8 protein-coding genes and 2 pseudogenes are annotated in these 16,233 nt (G+C 68.4%); 4 read left to right on the top strand and 6 right to left on the bottom strand.

Annotated features, from left to right (window positions below):
• Positions 1 to 302 precede the first annotated feature (302 nt).
• From GAS53_RS52335 to GAS53_RS52315, 6 genes and pseudogenes are all read right to left on the bottom strand, one after another.
• Entirely contained in the window at positions 303 to 659 is a 357-nt protein-coding gene (locus GAS53_RS52335) for a hypothetical protein (RefSeq protein WP_151484883.1), read from the bottom strand.
• A gap of 95 nt (positions 660 to 754) precedes the next feature.
• Entirely contained in the window at positions 755 to 1,501 is a 747-nt protein-coding gene (locus tag GAS53_RS52330; protein ID WP_263974259.1) for an ISAs1 family transposase, read from the bottom strand.
• Between the two features lie 388 nt (positions 1,502 to 1,889).
• Positions 1,890 to 3,545: a glycine/sarcosine N-methyltransferase gene (locus GAS53_RS52325; RefSeq protein ID WP_151484882.1), complete on the bottom strand. Its 1,656-nt coding sequence runs from the start codon at positions 3,543 to 3,545 to the stop codon at positions 1,890 to 1,892.
• Positions 3,546 to 3,994: 449 nt separating this feature from the next.
• Positions 3,995 to 4,600, bottom strand: a pseudogene (locus tag GAS53_RS57390) (ISAs1 family transposase); the annotation flags it as partial.
• 124 nt (positions 4,601 to 4,724) lie between these two features.
• Positions 4,725 to 4,931: pseudogene (locus GAS53_RS57905) on the bottom strand (transposase family protein); the annotation flags it as partial.
• Between the two features lie 381 nt (positions 4,932 to 5,312).
• Positions 5,313 to 5,993 (bottom strand): hypothetical protein, encoded by a 681-nt coding sequence (locus GAS53_RS52315; RefSeq protein WP_151484881.1) that lies wholly within the window; start codon positions 5,991 to 5,993, stop codon positions 5,313 to 5,315.
• A 791-nt stretch (positions 5,994 to 6,784) separates the two neighbouring features.
• Here GAS53_RS52315 and GAS53_RS52310 point away from each other — a divergent pair.
• The 4 genes from GAS53_RS52310 (at position 6,785) to GAS53_RS52295 (ending at position 15,929) form a co-directional block, all read left to right on the top strand.
• The gene (locus tag GAS53_RS52310) at positions 6,785 to 8,140 is read left to right on the top strand and encodes an acyltransferase domain-containing protein (protein ID WP_192583691.1); all 1,356 of its coding nucleotides are present in this window, start codon (positions 6,785 to 6,787) and stop codon (positions 8,138 to 8,140) included.
• Position 8,141: 1 nt separating this feature from the next.
• Positions 8,142 to 13,994, top strand: a complete 5,853-nt coding sequence (locus GAS53_RS52305; protein ID WP_151484879.1) for an SDR family oxidoreductase — start codon at positions 8,142 to 8,144, stop codon at positions 13,992 to 13,994.
• On the top strand, positions 13,991 to 14,977 hold the full coding sequence (locus GAS53_RS52300; RefSeq protein ID WP_151484878.1) for a 3-oxoacyl-[acyl-carrier-protein] synthase III C-terminal domain-containing protein: 987 nt from the start codon (positions 13,991 to 13,993) through the stop codon (positions 14,975 to 14,977). The genes GAS53_RS52305 and GAS53_RS52300 overlap by 4 nt, the downstream gene beginning before the upstream one ends.
• A gap of 112 nt (positions 14,978 to 15,089) precedes the next feature.
• Positions 15,090 to 15,929: a hypothetical protein gene (locus GAS53_RS52295; protein ID WP_151484877.1), complete on the top strand. Its 840-nt coding sequence runs from the start codon at positions 15,090 to 15,092 to the stop codon at positions 15,927 to 15,929.
• Positions 15,930 to 16,233: the final 304 nt, after the last annotated feature.

Raw genomic sequence — 16,233 nt, 5'->3', positions numbered from 1 at the left:
CAAGATCCAGTACCGCAGCAACCTCATCGATGGATGTCTCGCTGAAACCGGCCTCACCTCGACGACATCGCGCCAGCAAGGTCAGTAGTGGCGGTGGACTATCAATGATGCGCGGGATCGCCGGTTTGGCTAACCGGCGATCCCGCGCTATGTTGCCCCGTTTTGACGCGGCCCCGACGTCGCGGAGGGCTGCCCGGGGGCTTGTGCGAAACCGTGTCCGCGATTCCCGGTCGTACGGCCTCTGGGTCTACGAGAGTGGAGAAGCTCCGCGGGGGGCATCCGACGCGCCCATCCGTACTTGGTCACTCGGGGCGGCCTTGCTGGTCCGGCGGAGGAACAGGCAGCGGCCAGTACTCTGTGTCTCGCTTGCCCTCCAGCGCGGCGAGCAGGACGTCCTCGGACATCTGCAGGGCCGGGGCGCAGCGCAGGAGCTGGGAGGGTGTGACGGGAGCGCCCTCGAGCCAGGCGGTGACCAGGGGTTCGGGGAGGATGGCTTCCTCGGCGAGCTGGGCGCTGCTCATGCCGAGGTGGTGCGTGCGGTGACCCAGCAGGCCGGCTGCGGTGAGGTCCCGTGCGAGTTCGCGCAGTCGCGCGGGCAACACGTCGTAGAGCTGGTGGTCCAGGGGCGGGGCCGGCGGGCCGCTTTGGAGAAAGTCCATGGCGGTGTGCCCGTAGTTGGCCAGGATGTACTTGGCGCAGTCCTCAAGGAGGGCGACGGCCCACTCGCGTGCCTCGCGGTCCGTGCGGTCGGCGCTCAGGCGCCAGGTGCGGGCGTAACCCTGAACGCAGAAGTCGGGGCCTTGATGCGGCGGATCTCGCCACGGCCGTGACCTCTCTCACGGGTGCGGTTCTGTAGCGGAATCCGCTGCCAGGGAAGGGCTTTGAGCTGCTTGCGGAGCTTCTTCTGATTCCCTTTGACGATCACGATGTAGTGGGCGTCGCGGCCGGCGAGGTAGTCGGCGTGCTCGCGTTGGGTGTGCATGGCGTCGCTGGTCACGACGGTGTCGGCCAGGTCGGCGAGGGTGTCCAGCAGGGGCTGGAAGCACGTGATCTCGTTGGTCTTGTCCCCGACGTCCAGCTGGGCGAGGACCAGGCGGCTGGTGTGGTCGAGTGCGGCCAGCAGGTGGATCTTGCGGCCGTCGGCTCTGGCGGCGCCGCGCAGGCTCTTGCCGTCCACCGCCACCGCCCGCCGGGTCTTCGGGCCAGGTCGAGCACGGCGGTCGGCCAGCCAGGCGCCGACCGCCCGGTCGAGTGCATCGGCATCGAGGCGGGCCAGGGTGCGGCGGATCGTTGTCTCGCACGGCACCGGCCGGGTGCCGGTCAGCGGGCAGCGGCGGGCGCCGATGCGGTCCAGTACCTCTCGCGGGGCATCGGCTGCCCACTCGCTGACCGCCAGCAGCGAGGTCGCGCCGGTCAGCACCGCGCAGGCAGCCAGCGCCAGCACGTACACCAGGTCATGTCGCAGACCGCGCGGCTTGCGGGGATCGGGAACCTCAGCCAACCGGGCCAGCAGCCCGGGCAGTTCATGTTCCGCAGCGTCAGGCTGATAACGGAGTTGGTCAAGGACGGGCGGGATCGGAGAAGATACGACGGCAGGCACGGACTTCCGCAGGGATCACTGGACTCGACACCCACATGATCTTGGAAGGTCGTGCCTGCTCCGCATCCGGGCCCACATCAGGACAACCCGCTCAACCCGCGACTACGCCGAAGCCCTTCGGCACGAGCCCCGCCCTCCCAGCCGCGTCAGCTACTCACTCAAAGTCACAGGGAACCCAGGACGCCTATCCTCACCTGCGAAAACACCCTAAATCACCGGCATTGCAGGTCAGGAGCACTTCTCGCGTTTTCGATCAAGACTCGGACAGTCCGACTCGTGAAAGCGCGAACTAGCCTTTGTCGCCGAGCCTGAAGTGGAAGATGCCCCAGGTGATGTGCTCGTTGCGGCCGCCGTTGACCCAGTGGCCGAGGCCCTTTTTCATCTGGGCGAGGTAGTCGTGGCTGACCTTCCTGGCTAGCCCTTCGGCCTCCTGGTGCCCGGTCTCCTCAAGGACGCGCGCGTAGTGGGTCACCAGCTGCTCGCGGTGCTCCTCGAAGCCGCCGTCGACGGCGGTGAAACCGAGCCGGGTCAGCTCGCGTGTGTAGAAGGCGGGCGAGCCCATGTCGTCCAGGTGAATGCGGTCGAGAATCGGCTGCAGGACACCGGTGGGGCAGCTGTCCGCCGCCATCGGGTCGGTGAAGATGAGGCGGCCGCCCGGCCGCAGCACCCGCGCGATCTCCGCCAGTACCTGGACACGGATTCCGCTGTGCAGGAAAGCGTCCTGGGACCAGACGACATCGACCGAAGCGTCCGGGTACGGGATGTCCTCGAAGGACCCGTCCATGACCTCGATCCTGCCGGTGAGACCGCGGGCCGAGTTCAGCTCCTTGTGGCGCCGGTTCTCCACCTCGCTGAGGTTGAGCGCGAGGACCCGGCAGCCGTATGTCTCGGCCAGATACCGTGCCGAACCGCCGTAGCCCGAGCCGAGGTCGAGCACCACGGACTCCGGTGTCAGCTCCAGCTTCGAGGCCATCCGCTGGATGGTGCGGCGGCTAGCGTCCGCGATGGGCTCCCCAGGGCGCTCGTAGAGGCCGATATGGATATCCTCGCCGCCCCACACCGTGGCATAGAAGGTGTCGGCGTCAGACGAGTTGTAGTAACTGCGGGCAGTGCTGACTGCGCCGGTATATCGCACCTCCTTCTCGTCGTCCATCCGGTATTCTTTCTCCGCCACATGAACGAAGAAGTCCGGCTGCTCACCCCGGTAGGTGTGCTGGAAGTCGCCGTAGGTCTCGATGCGCTGGAAGCCTACGTCGGACATGAGTCGACGGGCGTATTCCTTCCGCAGCGGGAACATATTGAGGTGATACACGGAGTCGTCCGGGAAGCCGTACCGCATGCGGCACAAACCCTCGTCGACATACTCCGGCTCCACGGTGACATCGTCACCGCAGTAGTAATACGTGTGCTTGCTGGTGTACCCATCGTCCAGAATCGCATCGTAATTGCGCTGGTCCAGCACGAGTATTCCGTCGTGCTTGAGCATCGCGTAGAACTCGGCCAGCGCCTTGCGCCGGTCGCGCTCCGAGAAGAGATGCGTGAAGGAGTTGCCGAGGCAGACGATGGCGTCGTACTCGCCGTGGACGTCTCTGTTGAGCCAGCGCCAGTCCGCCTGGACGACGCGCAGGATATGGCCCCCCTGCTTGGTGCCGTTCTCGAAGGCCATCGCCAGCATTTCCGCGCTGCCGTCCGCACTTACTGTTTCGAATCCGGCCGACAGAAGCCGCACGGAGTGAAAGCCGGTCCCCGTCGCGACGTCGAGCACGCTCTTCACGCCCCACTTACGCAGCAGGTCGATGAAGAAATTTCCCTCGCTCTCTGCCCTCTTCTCCCAATCTATGAGTGAGTCCCATTTCTCGACGAAGCTGGGGACGTACTCCTCGGTGTAGTGCCCAGTTTCGCGTACTTCGACGGGGTTGTCGCCGAACTCTTGGGCCGGTTGCACGGTGGAGGAACCCTTCAGTTGTGGGGAATCACGCCCGGGCGCGGCAGCCCCGCACGGCTCAGGTCCCTGGCCTCAGGAGCCGCGCGGTCTGAGTGCATCGCTATCCAGGGTCGAGAGTTCCATGCGTCCAAAGTTCGTATACATATGCGGAGTTGACGCGAATCGCCGCCTCGGCCAGCGCCTTTCCGTCCTGAGATTCTTTGGGCGGCAGGAGTTCCAGATTTTTCGCATATCGGATGCCAAAGCCCAACTCAGGGCTTCGGCGTAGTCGCATGACGTCCGGTTCGTGATCATCCGGGGCCGAGGAGTGTGAGGGGGCGGCGAGGGTCGCGGGCGTTGCGGCGGAGGCCGGCCGCGATGTTCTTCACTCCGGCCGTGCGGAGGGCTCCGATGGCGAGGTTGCGCCAGGTGGCCATCGCGCGGGGCGCGTTGCCGGTCCGCAGCCGGGAGGCGTCCTCGGCGAAAGTGGTGTCGCGGACATGGTGCAGGGCCTCGATCTTCCAGTGGTCGCGGACGATTTGGGCGAGCTGGGCCGCGGTGGCCTGCTCGGCGGTCAGGCTGGTGACGGCGTAGACCGTCTTGACGGTGGTCCTGCCGGTCTTGCGGTCGGTGCGCCGGCGCTTGATCTGGACGGCCTGGCGGGCCCCGGCAAAGAGGAGGCTGTTCACGGTGGCGGCCTTGATCCGGCGGATCTCCGAGCGGCCGTGGCCGATGCCCCGGGTGCGTCCCTGAAGCGGGATGTCCTTCCAGGGAAGGGACTTGAGCTGTCGGCGCAGCTTCTTCTGGTTGCCCTTGACGATCACGATGTAGTGGGCAGCCCGGCCGAGGAGGTAGTCGGCGTGCTCGCGCTGGGTGTGCATGGCGTCGCTGATGACGACGACTCCTGCCAGGTCGGCGACGGTGTCCAGCAGCGGCTGGAAACAGGTGATCTCGTTCGTCTTCTCGCCGACGTCCAGCTGGGCCAGGACCAGGCCGGTGGCGTGCTCCAGTGCGGCGAGCAGGTGGATCTTGCGGCTGTCCGCTTTGGCCGCGCCGCGCAGGCTTTTGCCGTCCACTGCGAGGCCGCGCAGCCCGGGTCGCCTTCGGGCGGTGGTCGGCGGTCGGCGGTCGGCGGTCGGCGAGCCAGAGTCCGACCGCCCGGTCCAGCGCGTCGCCGTCGATGCGGGCCAGCAGCCGCCGAACCGTCGTTTCCGCAGGCAGAAACCGCTTCGGGAACAGTGGGTCGAGGCGTACGCCGAGGTGTTGAAGGATATGCGGCGGGGCGTCGGCGATCCACTCGCTGACCGCCAGCACAGAGGTCGCGCCCGCCAGAACCGCGCACGCGGTCAGCGCGAGCGCGGCAACCAGAGCGTGCCGTACGCCGCGTGGGTCTCGCGGGTCGGGCACCTCGGCCAGCCGCTCCAGCAGGCGCGGAACCTCGTCGGATACGACCTTGGGATGCGCGCGAAGCTGGTCAAGGGCAGGCGGGATCAGCGGCGATGCGTCGGCAGGCACGGTCTTCCACTCGGATCACGGGGCGTAGAGAACTCCATGATCTTGGAAGCCGTGCCTGTCACGTTCCGGGGCACTGCCAAACTGGCAGATCATCATGAACCGGGCATCACGCGACTACGCCGAAGCCCTGGGTCTCGGGGGCCGCGGCTTCGATGCGTCTGTCGGCGTCGGCTGAACTCGGCCGTCGTCGAGAGCGGCAAGGCGCTCTCGGCGCGTTGGCCGAGATTGCAAGGACATCCGCCGTCACCAGCCACGGTGCAGTCCCGCTGCCGGCTACGACCCTGGCTCCAGATCCTGGACCCTCATGTCGCCGCGGACGCGCAACACGCGTGGCCGGTGCCGAAACCGCCCGAACTCGCGGGGTTTGGTCTGGTCGGCCTCGACTTCCACGACCACCTCGGGGATCACAGGCCGGTACCGGACAGGGGCGGCGCCCGGCAGCCCGCCCACGGTCCCGGGCAGCTCTGCCTCCGTGGCTCCGGCCGGTCGAAGTAGGGGGAGCAGCTCGTGCCGTACCTCCTGCTTGAGGGGAAGGCTGACCCCCACGGCCCGCATCCGTCCGCCACTTCGGGGCAGACCAAGGATGAGGCACTGCGTTGCGGGAGTCCGGCCGCTCACCCCGAGGACTGCGGCCTCGCTGCTGTGCATGCGCCGCCACTTCAACCAGCCCGAGCCGCGACCCGCGACGTAGGGCAGGTTCGGTTTCATGACCAACCCCTCGACTCCTCCGAGGGCACCCACCCAGTCCAGCGCCCTGGCGACATCGCCGGTGACAGGGACCGGACGGATCGCCGGCGGCCCGCTGTCCAGCAGGTCCAGCAGTCGCACCCGCCGCTCTTCATACCGCTTAGGCCGCCAGTCCGTGTCGCCGACGGCGAGGACATCGAAGGCGGAAGCGCGCGGGTTCCGCGAATCTGAGACCGCCCAAGGGCGGAACTCGCATGCGTTCGGCATGAGTTCAGGGTATCGGCGCGCGGGTTCGTCTCAGAGCGCGCTGTCGGCACATGAGGCCGACTGACGCCTGCTCCCACCGGCGCTTGAACCAGTGAGAACAGGCGCTTGGCCTAGAACTCGCCCTTGGCCTCGTTCGTCGACACCGCCACCGCTCGGCCAGTCTTCCTTGGCCGGGGCGATCCCACCGGCGCTCGGCCAGGCGGTCGCGAGCGGGCCCAGCCAGTTGCTCGGCGCAATGATGCCGCCCTCGTGCGGCCAGTCGGTAGCGAGCTTAGCGACCCCGCCGGCCCCCGCGAGGCGTCGTTCGCAGAGATGGGGTTGGGAGTTCACCTGATTGAGCGAGCGTGCAACGCGCGGCAGTCTCTGCCTCGTGCGCGGCTGTGCTGTGCATGCAGTCATGCGCGGGAGTGCGCTGGCGTTGGGAGGCGCCTGGTGAGAAGTTGCGCGGGCTGGACACTCCCTGTGCCCCTCCGGTCTGGGGCTGGACGGATTCCGAGACCAGGTCCGGGGGCAGGGTGTAGGCCATGCCGCGTCGCGGCTACTCATCCGTTCTTCGCCGATTCCGGTCGCAGGGCAGCCGATCGAGGTCCATCTGTCGGCTTCGCCGATCCGATATCCCTTTGAAGCAGCCCGCCGCCGGTCAACCTGGTGGATGACCTGACGGCCTTGGCCGTCTTCATCTCATCTGGCCAACCACACGTGCGCGGGCGCCAGTCCGCCCCGACGGAATGTGCCAAGGTCCTTCATCTCATCTCCCTTCGCCATCTGCCTCCTTATGGAAAGCGGTAGTGATGCACGAGAAAGTAGTTGTGGTGATGCCCGGGACGATCGCTATGCCGCCGCCGGGCGTGTTGAAGGCGATCGCCGCAGAAACCCCTGCCGTCCAGTACCTGCTGACCGAAATCGACAAGGTCGGCGCCGAGTTCGACGTACCGCCTCTGAGACGCTATTTGACCGATCCGTCCGCGGTCATCGATCCGGTCACTCCGGAGGCTCACTACCTGGCGCTCATGGCCGTGTCCCTGGCGGTCTTCGAGGACTTCATCAGGGGCGGGGGCGAGCCGTACGCGATCACCGGGCAGAGCATCGGCGAGCTGTGGGCCTTGGTCGCCGCACGGGGGCTCCAGGTCTCCGAAGCGGCTCGGCTGGCGTGCGTGCGGAGCCAGGCGCTGACCGAGCTCGGGTGGCCGGGGTCGATGATGGTCGTCGGCGCGGGCGCCGCGGCCGTAGGTCACCTCGTCGGGGCCGTCGATCACAGCGACCTGGTGGTGGCCTGTGTGAACGCGCCGCGCCAGACGGTGGTGTGCGGGCCGCGGCCGGTGGTGGCTACGGTTGGGAAGCTGGCCGATGAACTGGGCTGGGCAACCTCGCTACTTCCGGTTCCCCACGCGAGCCATACTCCTGCGATCGCCCCTGCAGGGGCGGCGATGGTCGCGGCCGTACCGAAGCTGCGGTGCAGGCCACTACGCTGGCGGTTGTGGTCCCCGACCCTGCGGCGGTGGGTCAGCGAAGACGATGACCCGGTCGAGAGCACCATCGCGAAGATGACGCGGCCGGTCCACTTCCGCGACAGTGTTGTGTCGCTGTACTCCGCAGGAGTTGACACCTTCCTCGAATGCGGTGCTCAGGAGATCCTGGCGAAGCTGATCCACGCCAGCCTGCCCATGGCCGAGGTGGTGACCCCGCTGGCCAAATCCGCGCCCCTCAGCAGGGCAGACACAAGGCCAGCGAACGGCGGGATCCGCCCCGAACCGGCCCGGCCCCTGCTCCCAGTTCCCGATCGCGACCCGAGCGGGGCGCGGTTCTCCGGGCCGGCCAAGGAGAAGGCATCGCCGGAGTTCGCTGCGGCTGACGGGCCCGCCAAGGCGGCCGACACCACCCAGCCCGCAGCGCGGCGTGAGGACATCCTGGCCGAACTCCAGCAGATGTACGGCGACTACCTCGGCTATCCGCCCGAGCTGCTCGGCGAGGACGATCGTCTGGAGGCCGATCTCGGGGTCGAGTCTCTCAAGCAGGTCAGTTTGCTCGTGAGGGTCGGCGAGCGGTATGGCATCGGCAGCCTGAGGAAGGACGTCCGGCTTCTCGACTACCCGACCCTGGGCAGGATCGCCGACATGGTCGCCGACGCCGGCGTTCGAGCAGGCTGAGATGGCCGACTCACAGGACTTCACCGGCAAGATCGCACTGGTCACCGGCGGGGCACGCAACCTGGGTGCGGCGATCACACGGCACCTGGCGGGGCGCGGCGCCCATGTGATCGTCAACTACTTCCACGCTACGGAGGAGGCCCAGGCGCTGGGGGCGGAGCTGACGCGGGCCGGCCACTCGCACGACCTCATCCGTGCCTCGGTGGCCAAACACGACACGGTGGACCGCATGTTCGATGAGATCACCGAGCGGCACGGAGCTCTGGACATCCTGGTCAACAACGCCGCGGCCGGGGCCTTCCTGCCACTGTTCGAGGTTGACGACGTGTTCTGGGAACGGGCCTTCTACACCAATGTGATGGCGCCGGTGTGGTGTGCCAAGCGTGCCGCGCCCCTGATGCGGAAACGGGCGGGCGCCTCCATCACGCACCTGTCCTCACTCGGCTCCCAGCGCACACTCCGGGGATACGGAGCCGTCGGCTGGACAAAAGCGGCCGTCGAGAGCTTGGCGCGCTATCTGGCCGTCGAACTGGCACCGGACGGGATCCGGGTCAACGCTCTGCTCCCCGGAATGATCGACAACGACGTGCAACAGCTGTGGGCAAACCCCGACCAGCTCGTCCAGGCATTCAAAGACGTGGCTCTCCTCAAGCGGGCGATGTCCAACGAGGAGACGGCCGAGCTCGTCGGCTTCCTCGCCTCCGACCTCGCAAGCATGATGACCGGAACCACCCTGACTGCCGACTGTGGCGCGCTGGCCTCACCGCCTGGGGCCCCGGCTATGACGACCCGCCTGCGTCAGACCGTCGTCACGTCCGCCACCGCCCCTGTCCACGCCCCGATCAGACCCTCCGTCTCTACCCCCACCTCAGTCAGTACCGGCGCTGGGACCGCAGAGGCGAAGGCTGATGAAACTGGGCCTGCTGCGGTTCGCGCCCCGGCCACCGGCAGTCGGCCAGCTGCGGAGTCCAGCGGCATCATCGCGGTGGTCGGAGTCGGCGCGGTGCTGCCCAACGCCGATTCACCTCAGCAGATGTGGCAGCGGCTGCGTGAGGGTGAACCGCAGTTCAGCGAGCCCCGCCGATTCGACATCGACGCCTACTGGTCACCGAAGCCGGCACCGGACCGGGCGTACGTCAGGGTCGGCGGGTTCATGGGGCCTTTCCGCCACACTGCGAAACTCGCACGCGAGCTCCGCACCGGAGACTGGCCGAGCGACGCCCCGGCGACCGCCACCATGCTGCGGCACTGCGCCATCGAGGCAACGGGGACGGTCACCACGACCGGCCGCGACCGGTGGACGTGCGTGACCGCTGTCGGCGTCACACCGTACGGGGAGGTGCGACAGGCATCGCTGCTCGGAAACGGCCTCCAGGCGCTAGCAGCCAAGCACCTGGACCCGGCTCTCCACGAGTTGGCCGCACACGCGCTCGCCTCCCGCTACAACAGCAGCCCCCTGCCGGACCTGGATGCCATCGCTCCATTCGCCGTCCGCAACGCCCTGGCCGGGCTCGTGCCCGACAACGCCGAGCAGATGAGCCTCGACTCGGCCTGCGCCAGCGGTCTCCACGCCGTGGACATCGCGGTCAAAGCACTGCGTGAAGGCTCCTGCGACATCGCCCTGTGCAGCGCCACCTGCATCGTCGACCCCGCGTTCATCGTCACATTCTGCAAGGCGCAGGGGCTGTCGCCGACCAGCCGCCTTCGGCCGTTCGAGTCCGGCGCGGACGGGACGATGATCGGCGAAGGCGCTGTGAGTCTCACGCTGAAGACCCTGGAGCGGGCGGAACAGGACGGGGACCGTATCTTCGGGCTGATTCTCGGCACCGGTACCAGCTCCGACGGCAAGGGCAAGGGAATCCACGCACCGGCCCAGGATGGCCAGGAGGCGGCCTTGCGGCGGGCATGGAGCGACGCAGGCATCGCTCCGGGCGACGTCGACTGGGTCATCACGCACGGGACCGGCACCCCCCTCGGCGACACCGTGGAGATCCGGTCTCTGAGGGAGAGCCTGGGAAACCGGCCGGATGCTTGCCGAATCACCTCCAACAAAGCCGTCTTCGGGCACACCGCCCTCACTGCCGGCCTCGCCTCTATGGTCCACGCGATGCTGGCCTTGGAGCACGAGCTGATCCCGCGGCAGCCCGACTTCCGCGACCCCCATCCCGAGCTGACCGCCGCCCGCGCCCTCACCGTGCCCGCCGAGGATGTTCCCTGGCCGGCAGACCCCGGCCGCCCACGCCTCGTCGGGGTCTCGGCCTTCGGCCTGGGTGGCAGCAACGCCCACATCGTCCTCGCCGACCACCCCCCACGCCAGCGCCCGGCACCACGCGCGATCTCCTCCGAGGACATCGTCGTCGTCGGCTGGGGCACCCAACTGCCCGGCGACCCCGCCGACACAGCCGACGAGTGGCTCGCGGGCTCCGGCACCGCCCCGGCGACCACGTTCGGCGACGAGTACCCGCTGCCCTCGCTCGCCGAGATCCGCATCCCGCCCCTGACCATGCGGCACATGGACCGCACCCACCTCATGGCGCTCCAGGCGACCAGGCAACTCCTGGACCGGCTCGGGGCCGACCAGGCCAAGCGGCTCAGCGCCCGGACAGCCGTCATCGGCGCCACAATGGCACCCACACGCCACTACAGCCGACTGCTCCAGCGCATGAGCCTGGACGACTGCGCCCAGGCATTCGACCTGCTGCCCGACAGGGAAGCCGCCGACGCGGCGTACGAGGCGCTGCGCAAGGCGGTGCTGTCCGTGACGCGCGAGTCGACGGAGGACGACTTCACCGGCGCCCTTCCCAGCGCCACCGGCAGGGTCGCCAACTACTTCGACCTGCGCGGCCCCAACCTGGTCGCGGAAGGCGGCCTGGACTCCGGGCAACTGGCGATCCGTACCGCGGGGCGGCTGCTGGGCCACCACGGCTGTGACCTCGCGGTGGTGTGCGGCGCCAGCGCGAACACACTTCCCGAATGGGTGCAGGCACTGGCCCCGGTCCTGCCCGCCGGCCGACACGTGTCCGAGGGCTGCGTCACGATCGCGCTTGCCCGGCGCTCGACCGCGCTCAAGGAGGGACTGTCGATTCTGGCCACAGTGGAGACGTGCATAGACACCAACTGGGGCGGGAACCCCGCCCTGGAGCTGCCGCCCCTGAGCGACTTCGGACAGTGTTATCCCGGCATCGACGCCCTGTTCGCCGTCCCCCACAGCGTGCTCACCGGCACGTCCCTGGATCTGACACCGGCCACGCCCGGTTCACCGCACCTGCGTATCCGCCCAGCCGCCCCGAACCCGCGTTCAGCCGATCCGGCCACGGACGAAGTACAGCTGGGCACGCTCATGGCCTGCGGCCTAGTGGACGCCAGCGACCCGGCGGAAGCCTGGCACGGCGAGCCCGCCGCCGCCCTGCCGGAAGGCACCCTCGTCATCACCAACGACGCGGACCTGGCCGCTGCAGCCGCCGATCGTCCAGGGGTTCAGGTGTGGACACCGCACGCCGCGCCCCGGGCAGTGCGCGGTATCCGGGTCTCCCCTGAGGCTGCACGGGAGCACCTGGTCCAGCTTCCGTTCCCCCTGCGCCACGTCCGCCTGCTGGTCTCACTTGCCCCCGCGGCCGACTCCGGTCTTCCCCAAGACGCTCTGGCCCTGCAGGACCTCGCCTTCGCCGCCATCCAGGCCGCCCTCCCCGTACTGGAGGCGGGGGGCAGCCTCGCCGCTCTCGTCCTGGGCGCGCTACCGGAAGGCGGACCGGACCCGCGCGCGGGTCTGTTCGACGGGCTTGTGCGCTCCGTCGCCATGGAGGTGCCCCAGGCGACGTGCGCGACGGTACTGTCCGATACCGGCGACGTGAGTGAGGGCCTGGTCCAGCTGGCCACGGAATGGCGCCGGCCACTGCCCCATGACGTGATCGCGTATCGCGGCGATCGGCGCATGGCGTACGCGCTCGCCCCAGTCATCTCTCCTGGTGAGCATCCCGACGGGGAAAGGGCTCTGCCCCTGGGGCCCGAATCGGTGGTGGTCTCCGCCGGCGGTGGCCGGGGTATCACAGCCGAGATCCTGTGCGCTCTGGCCGAGCGGGCCCAACCGCACATCTACGTTTTGGGGCGTACCCGGATCGACGACGTGCCGGACGGACCGCCTCCGGAGCGCGCCACGTTCTTGCGAAGCCGCCGCGCCGAGGACCCCCGAACACCGGTACGCGAGCTCGTCCAGGAGCACACCCGCTGGGTGCGCGCTGACGACGTCCGCCGGAACCTGGCGAGGCTGCGGGCGCGGTGCGGCACGGACAAGGTGCGCTACCTCGTCTGCGACATCCTCGACGAGAAGGAACTGGCCAAGACGGCCGATCAGGTTCTCGCCCGCCACGACCGAATCGACCTGCTGATCAACAGCGTGGTGGAGCTGCGTTCTCAGGCCACCGCGACCAAGGCCCTCGATGACTTCCGCAGCGTCCGCGACACCAAGGTTCGCGGGTACCACAACCTGTTGAGCGCGCTAGCGGGTCGAGCCCCTCGGATCTGGTGCAACTTCGGCACCATCGGCGTGCTCTTCGGAAACCCCGGGGACATCGACTACGTCTCCGCCAGCGAGTACCTCAACCATGGCACCGGCCTGCACACCCCCGAGGACTGCAGGGAGTTCACGGTGCTCTGGCCGATCTGGACTGGCGCCGGTGCGGCGGCCACGCCAGAAATCATCGCGGGGTTCCGCAAGCGCGGACTGAACGCCTTCCTGCCCACCGAGGTCGGGACTGCCCAGTTCATGGACGCCCTTTCCCGCCACAGCGTGCCACCGGTGCTGGCCTATGTCCGCCCCGAGGAACGCGACGCGATCGCCCACGTCGCCCGCCGAACCCTCCCGCCGCCCCGGGAACAGGAAGGGCCCGCACTGGCCCCCCTCGTCGACCAGCAGATCCTGCTCGGTGAACGCGCGGGCCTGTTCACCAAGACGTTCTCCCTGCAGGACGGGGCAGGTCGCTGGCTCGAACATCACCAGGTCAACGCCACGCCCGTCGTCCCCGGGATCTGGGTGCTGGAGATGGCAGCCGAGGCCGCCGCCCTCCAGGTCCCCGGCCTGAGCATCGTCGGCTTCCGCAACCTGACCTGCCTGGCCACCCTCACCGTGAACGCGGAAGACCCACTCCGAACGATCAAGATCGAAACCACGGTCCTGGAGCGGGACGCCACCCGAGCCCGAGCCCGGGTCCGCGTCGACGTCAGGGTCCACCGCCGCACCGCCACCGGGCGCATCCTGCGCCACGACGACCTATGCCATCGCGTCGACGTCCTCCTCTCCGACCGCCACCCGAGCTTCACCGGCCCCGACATGACAGACCGCGGCCTCGAATCCTCCGACCTGACGGTCCCGGCCTACACCACCAACACCCAGGTCCAGGTGAGCGGCCCCCTGGCCCCGGTCCACAGCGCCCGCCGCGGGAAGCAGGGAATCACCGCGAACTTCCTTCACGCCACAAAGCCGTGGCGAGACGCCTTCGACGGCTTCCTCCTACCTGTGTTGATGCTGGAAGGCGTCTCTCACCTGCCCAGCCTGCCCCCCGAACCCGGGGCCGCCGGCCACCTGGGAGTACTTCAGGGCATCACCGAGATCGATATCGCCGTCCCGGGCAACGACGCGACGCTCACCACGCGCTACGGGGAGCCGATACTCCTGCACACCACGTTCCCGCTCGACCGCGGCCAGGGGTTCGCCCTCGCACCGGACCACACCGTGCTGCTGCGCATGTCCGGCATCAGCGGCCGGTCCCAGGCTGTGCTCATCGGCGGCACCGGGACCGTGACTCCCACAACCGGGGATCCCGGCTGGTGGGGTGCCGACGAGGAGCCCAGGCCGTGATCTGGCGCGACCTCTACATCGCCGGCACCGCGGCCTTCCTGCCCCCACGAACCGACATCACTGCGACACCCGGCTCCTTCCGCGCGGCGCTGGGCTACCGATCGGCCACCATCGCCGCGCCCGGCACCGGACTCCAGATGGCCGTTCGAGCAGCCCTGTTGGCACGGCACCGCTCCGGACACGAGGCAGCCGAACTGTCCCTGCTCACCCTGGCCGCCACCATCCCCGCAGACACAACCTTCATGACCCCCGTGTGCCACGTCCAACGAATCCTGGGAGCCGACCACGCACGCGCCGTCGACCTCAGCGCCGCAAGCACCGGCGACCTCGCCGGACTCGTCGCGGCCGCCGAACACCTCAGCGCCGACCCCTCCACCATGGCGGCCATGGCCGTCGCCACCTCCTGCCTGGCCGACGTCGAGAGACAGGGCAGCCCCGACTACGTCATGAGCGACGGCGCCGCAGCACTCGTACTCTCCCGCCGTCGCTCCCAGGCCCGCGCCCGCCTCATGGCCACCGCGCACATCAGCGCCCCCCAACTCGAACCGATCACCCGCCTCAACCTCACCTCCCAGCAGCGGGCCATGGCCGCGAACAACCTCCCGGAACCCCTGCTGTCCACCCTGCGCGACAAGACCATGGAGGCCGTGCGCCTCGTCCTGGACGAGGCCGATACGAGCATGGAAAAGCTGTCCCGGATCGTCGTCCACGGAGCGGGCCTTCCATTCCTCTCCACCGTCATCGCCCAGCCCCTCGATCTTGACCCGGCCGACACGACGTGGCCCTTCCATCGCAACATCGGCCATGCGGGCCCCTGTGACCACTTCCTCGGCCTGGACCACCTCCTCCACAACGACGCGGCCGTCGAACCCGGCGACCTGGTCCTCGTCGTAGGGATGGGCGCGGGATGGCGCTGGATCTGCGTACTCGTCGAGATCCTGCGAACCGATCGACGAGCGGACATCGTTCCGGCACTGGCTTGACGGCGCGACCCTCAGCCACCACGACGGACGCGGACAAGCCATCCGCGCAGCGCCGTCTGTCGGCGCCCATGCTCTAGAGCCTTCGACCCGCCGACCGGAAGTGGGAACCTGAATGACACCCATCGCACAAGGGCCGATCTCATCCACCGCGGACTCGGTCATCACCGCAGAATCGGCGATCTGGCTGATCGGCCTCGCCGGTTGGGCTGCACGGGACTGGTTCAAGCATCGCCGGCCGGAGTTGGCGCTGCTGATCTGCTCGGCAGCCGCTGCCGTCCTCGCGATTACCATCGCCTGCCCCCTCATCAACGTCCGGCACTTCCCCAGCGACGACGCCGTGATCGCGTACTCGGCATTCGGGCGCGACTTCGCCCTGTGGCTCTTCTTGAAGAACACGGCCTGGATGGGAACCGCGGGATACCTGGTGATGAAAGCCGCCGAGCGAGGATGGTCCGCCAGGCGCCTCTGGGGTCTCTACGCCGCGGCGGTGGTCTTCGAGGTCGTGGCCGAAGCCGTCATGGTCAAACGCGGATTCTACCTCTACGACGGGAGCCAGCCGGCCCGGATGTTCGGCATTCCGTTCGCCTGGCCGTTCATCCTGACCGCGGTGATGATGCTCTTCGGGCTGGCTGCCTTCCAGTTCTTCCACCACGTCCACGGCCGTCAACGGCTCCTGCTCCTACCTGCGGCCAGCGGTGCGGTCGCCGGTGCCTGCGTCTGCATGGGGTGGCCGTTGTTCCTCGGCGGCGGCATGAACCTGTCCACCCCCGCGATGAGCGCACTCGGCGTACTCAGTACATCCGCCGCACTTCTCACGCTCCACATCATGCTCCGATGGCTGGACCACTCCCGCACCCAGCGCGACTCGCCGCAAGCAGGTGACGAGGGCAAGCCGCCCAGCCCTCGGGCGGTACCCCAGAGTATGGAAGCGGCACACGGTGAAGGCCGCTAGCAACAGAGCCTTCCGTGTCCGCTAGCCCCGCGAGCACCAACGCCGCCTCCGCGGACAGCCAGAAACCCTGTCCATAATTTCGGTTCGGCCGCGTGCCCCGGGGGGGAACGCGGGGTCCGAGGCGGGGGCTGCGAGCATCGGCTCCGGCAGCGACCAGGTCGAGGGCATGGTCGAGGTCTTCCACCGTGGGCAGGCGCCGGTGAGCGGTGTCGCCCGGTTACTGACCTTGCTGGCGCGATGTCGTCGAGGTGAGGCCGGTTTCAGCGAGACATCCATCGATGAGGTTGCTGCGGTACTGGATCTT

Source organism: Streptomyces albicerus (assembly GCF_008905045.1).
GTDB classification, from domain to species: Bacteria; Actinomycetota; Actinomycetes; order Streptomycetales; family Streptomycetaceae; genus Streptomyces; species Streptomyces albicerus.
This window is presented reverse-complemented; position numbering and strand designations above follow the sequence as displayed.